The 3,698-nt window shown below is 68.6% G+C and carries 4 protein-coding genes; all 4 read right to left on the bottom strand.

The genetic code is table 11. The annotated features are described in order from the left end of the window. A partial coding sequence (locus AO501_RS12425) for a lytic transglycosylase domain-containing protein (RefSeq protein ID WP_055578024.1) occupies positions 1-1,200 on the bottom strand: 1,200 nt, incomplete at its 3' end. Between the two features lie 117 nt (positions 1,201-1,317). Next, positions 1,318-1,857 (bottom strand): DUF1003 domain-containing protein, encoded by a 540-nt coding sequence (locus tag AO501_RS12420; protein ID WP_055578023.1) that lies wholly within the window; start codon positions 1,855-1,857, stop codon positions 1,318-1,320. Next, positions 1,854-3,161: a magnesium transporter MgtE N-terminal domain-containing protein gene (locus AO501_RS12415; protein ID WP_055578022.1), complete on the bottom strand. Its 1,308-nt coding sequence runs from the start codon at positions 3,159-3,161 to the stop codon at positions 1,854-1,856. The genes AO501_RS12420 and AO501_RS12415 overlap by 4 nt, the downstream gene beginning before the upstream one ends. A 47-nt stretch (positions 3,162-3,208) precedes the next feature. Further along, positions 3,209-3,698, bottom strand: a 490-nt coding sequence (locus AO501_RS12410) for a DUF4190 domain-containing protein (RefSeq protein WP_055578021.1), incomplete at its 5' end; no start/stop codon positions are given.

Genomic DNA, 3,698 nt, shown 5'->3' with positions numbered 1-3,698 from the left:
AGCGATGACGATCCCGCCGTTAGGGATGGGGCCCGCACCCGGGGGCAGCGAGTCAGGCGTCTGCGAACTGATGCAGATCAGGGTGCAGCCCGGAGTCGCCACCGGAGCCGGCTGCGGCACCTGGGCGGGCGGCATCCACGGCCACATCGGCGCCTGGGGGTTCGGGTAGAGGGAGTTCGGGTACTGCGACACGATCTGTGGTTGCCCGAAGTCGATCAGCGGCATGTGCTGGCCCATCGGGTCACCAACGCCGAGCCCGGTCACGTTGAGCGGCAGGTTGGGGCCCAGCCCCTCCGGGTGCTCGAGGTGCGCATCGCCGATCGGGGGCGGCGGCCCGGTGATCGGCGGCAGGTCGACCGGAACCACGCCGGTGGCGTAGGCGGCGGCCCAGCCCAGCACGTTCTGGGCGTACGACATCGAGTTGTTGTAGCGCAGGATCGCGGCCATCACCTGCTGCGGATCCCGCAGGTTGAGCCCGCCGCTGCACAGGTACCGCGCCGCGGCCAAGGTGGCGTCGAACAGGTTCTGCGGGTCGGGGATGCCGTCGCCGTCACCGTCGACGGCATAGCGTGCCCAGGTGCCGGGGAGGAACTGCATCGGGCCCATGGCGCGGGCGTAGGTCACCCGGTTGCCCTGATCCCGCTGCATGATGACCTCGTTGCCGGGCAGCGTGCCGTCCAGGGCCGGACCGTAGATCGGGTTGGTCGCGGTGCCGCGGGCATCGACGGCACCGCCGCCCGCGTGGCCCGACTCGATGCGTCCGATGCCGGCGAGCAGGTTCCAGCTGACTCCACAGGCCGGCTGCGCGGCCCCCATCTTCTGCTCGGCGTTGCGGTAGGCCGACAGGGCCATGATCGGGATCCCCAGCGCCCCAGGGGTGTTCACAACGGTCGGGGGTGGCGGCGCGGAACTGGCGGCCGCCGCGACGTGGAAGCTGGTCGGCACCCGCTGGATGGAGATGACCGTTGGGCCGGACAGGTCGGTGTGCGGAGCGGGGCCGACGGCTGCCACCGGTGTGATGGCGGCGCGGTGCGGCTGGTTCTTGCCCTGCAGTGATGGCGCCGCAGCGCCGACCGCACTGGCGAAAATCAGGGGGGAGATCATGGCGACGCCGAAGACGGGGGTGCGTGTGACGCGTACTGCCGTCTGTCGCACCTTCGCGACGGCCGGGTTGTCAGCCCAGCGTCCCCCTATGTGCACCTCGGACCGTCCTCAAATTCTGTGAGCCGCCGGGAAACTGACCACTTGTTAGCTTCGTGAACTAGATCACCATACATAACTCTCGTCACGGGAGTAGCGCAATGGCGGACTTGATTCTCAGCTGGTTTTCTTACTACGCCGCTCAGTGCCGTCGGACACCCTCGTCCCGGCCTCCGGAACGGCGGACTGCAAGTCCAGCAAGAGCGTTCGCAGGTTTTCCAGTTCGTGGCGCAGGTAGTCGCGGGTTGCGACCTCGCCGATCGACAGTCGCAGCGCGGCCAGTTCGCGGGCCAGGTACTCGGTGTCGGCCTTCGTCTGTGCCGCGCGACGGCGATCCTCTTCCAGCGCGACGCGGTCGCGGTTCTCCTGGCGGTTCTGGGCGAGCAGGATCAGCGGGGCGGCATAGGCGGCCTGGGTCGAGAACGCGAGGTTGAGCAGGATGAACGGGTACGGGTCCCACTGCCAGCGGATTGCGATCATGTTGATCGCGATCCAGACGATCACCACGATCGTCTGCAGCAGCAGGTAGCGGCCGGTTCCGAAGAACCTCGCGATGGATTCGGTGAACTGGCCCACCGTTTCGGCATCCACGCGTGGCGTGTACCGGCGCGATGTCCGCGGCGTGTACAGCCGCCGCGGCGTCTGAGACTTGCTCACAAGGCATCTCCGGTCCGTGGCGGCCTGCCGGCGGGATCGAGCTGCTGGACGTCCACGCGCCAGTCATGGGGCAGCAGATGGTCGAGCAAATCATCCACCGTCACCGCCCCCAACAGGTGGTTCTGATCGTCGACCACCGGACCGCACACCAGGTTGTAGGCGGCGAAATATCGGGTGACCGCACCCAATTGGGTCTCTGGCGACAGCGTGAGCAGGTCGGTGTCGACGATGCCACTGACCAATTCGGAGGGCGGGACGCGCAGCAGTCGCTGCAGGTGCACGCAACCCAGGTAATGGCCGGTCGGGGTGGCCGTCGGTGGGCGCGCCACGAACACCATCGATGCCAATGCCGGGGTCAGGTCGGGATCGCGGAGCCGGGCCAGCGCCTCGGCGACCGATGTGTCCGGGGTGAGCACGACCGGATCGGAGGTCATCAAACCGCCGGCCGTGTCGGGGGAGTGCGTGAGCAGGCGTCGCACCGGGTCGGAGTCGTCGGGATCCATTCGGGTGAGCAACATCTCGGCGTCGGTCGGGTTGAGCACACCCAGCACGTCGGCGGCATCGTCGGGATCCATCTCCTCGAGCACGTCGGCCGCGCGTTCGGTGCCGAGATGCGTCAGGACCTCGGCCTGATCGAGCTCGGGCAGCTCCTGCAGGATGTCGGCCAACCGGTTGTCGTCGAGAGCCCTGAACACCTCGTAGCGGCGCTTGGTGGGAAGCCCGCGGATGGCGTCGGCGACGTCGACGGCCCGTCGTCCCTCGAACTGGTCGAGCAGTTGTGCCACGCCCTGGCCCGGCATGGCCAGGGCCGAGGGAGTCAGTCCCTGCACGTTCTGCCAGTCCACGACGTGAACCGGACCACGTCGTCCCAGCCGGCGTTGCGTGCGCACCGCCACCCTGGTCACCACCCAGTCCCGGGTCCGGGTCTGCTCGATGCCCAGGTCGGTGACCACGACGTCGACGCCGGCCAGGTCGGGTAGGTCGGGGTCGTTGACCCGGACCTGGGTGTCGAGGACCTGGCCCATCGCCAGCACCTCGCCGGGCCGCTGCTCGAAATGGCGCAGCGACACGTTGCCGGAACGCAGGGTCACCGCGTCGGGCTCGATCGCGGCGACCCGCAGGATCGGTATGAAGATGCTGCGCCGGGTCGCGAGATCGACCACCAGTCCGAGCACGCGGGGTTGCTGGCGGACGATGCTGATGCTGATCACGACGTCGCGGACGCGCCCGAACGATTCGCCGAGTGGGCCGAGCACCATCATCCGCGGCAGCCGTGCCACGTACACCCTGTTGACCGACGCCATAGGAGAGAGCGTAGGCAGGCGGTGCGCGGGCGGCAGGTCGGGGCGCGCTAGTGCGAGCCGAGGCTGAACATCACAGCGACGAAGTAGACCAGCAGGGTTGCCGCGCTGATCACGATGCCTGCCACCGCGAGCCCGAAGCCGTCTTCGCGGGTCTGCTTGATCTGGTTGATTCCCACCATGCCGCACGCGATGCCCACGACCGAGCCGACGCAGCAGAAGATGCCGACGATGCCGGAGACCAGCGAGATGATCGCCATTGTGTTGGTGCCGGTCTGCATCGCCCCGTAACCGCCCGCATAACCGCCCCCGTAGTCCGGACCGGGGAAATAGCCGCCCGGATACGAGCCGTAGGGGCCGGGTGGCGGTGGGGGCGGGGGATATGACGCCGCGTCGCCGAAGCCCTGGGGCGCCGCGCCGTATGGCTGATATCCGGGCGGTGTGTAGCCGAAGGGCGGACTCGGTGGCGGGTAGTCGGCCGCCGGGTTCGGCGGGTACCCCAAGGCCGGGTTCGGCGGTGGATAGCCGGCCATCGGCGGG

This window comes from Mycobacterium gordonae (assembly GCF_001417955.2).
Taxonomy (GTDB): domain Bacteria; phylum Actinomycetota; class Actinomycetes; order Mycobacteriales; family Mycobacteriaceae; genus Mycobacterium; species Mycobacterium gordonae_B.
This window is presented reverse-complemented; position numbering and strand designations above follow the sequence as displayed.

Excerpts from the sequence above, each read along its gene's own strand:
- AO501_RS12415 (WP_055578022.1), bottom strand. The coding sequence starts at position 3,161 with ATGGCGTCGGTCAACAGGGTGTACGTGGCACGGCTGCCGCGGATGATG.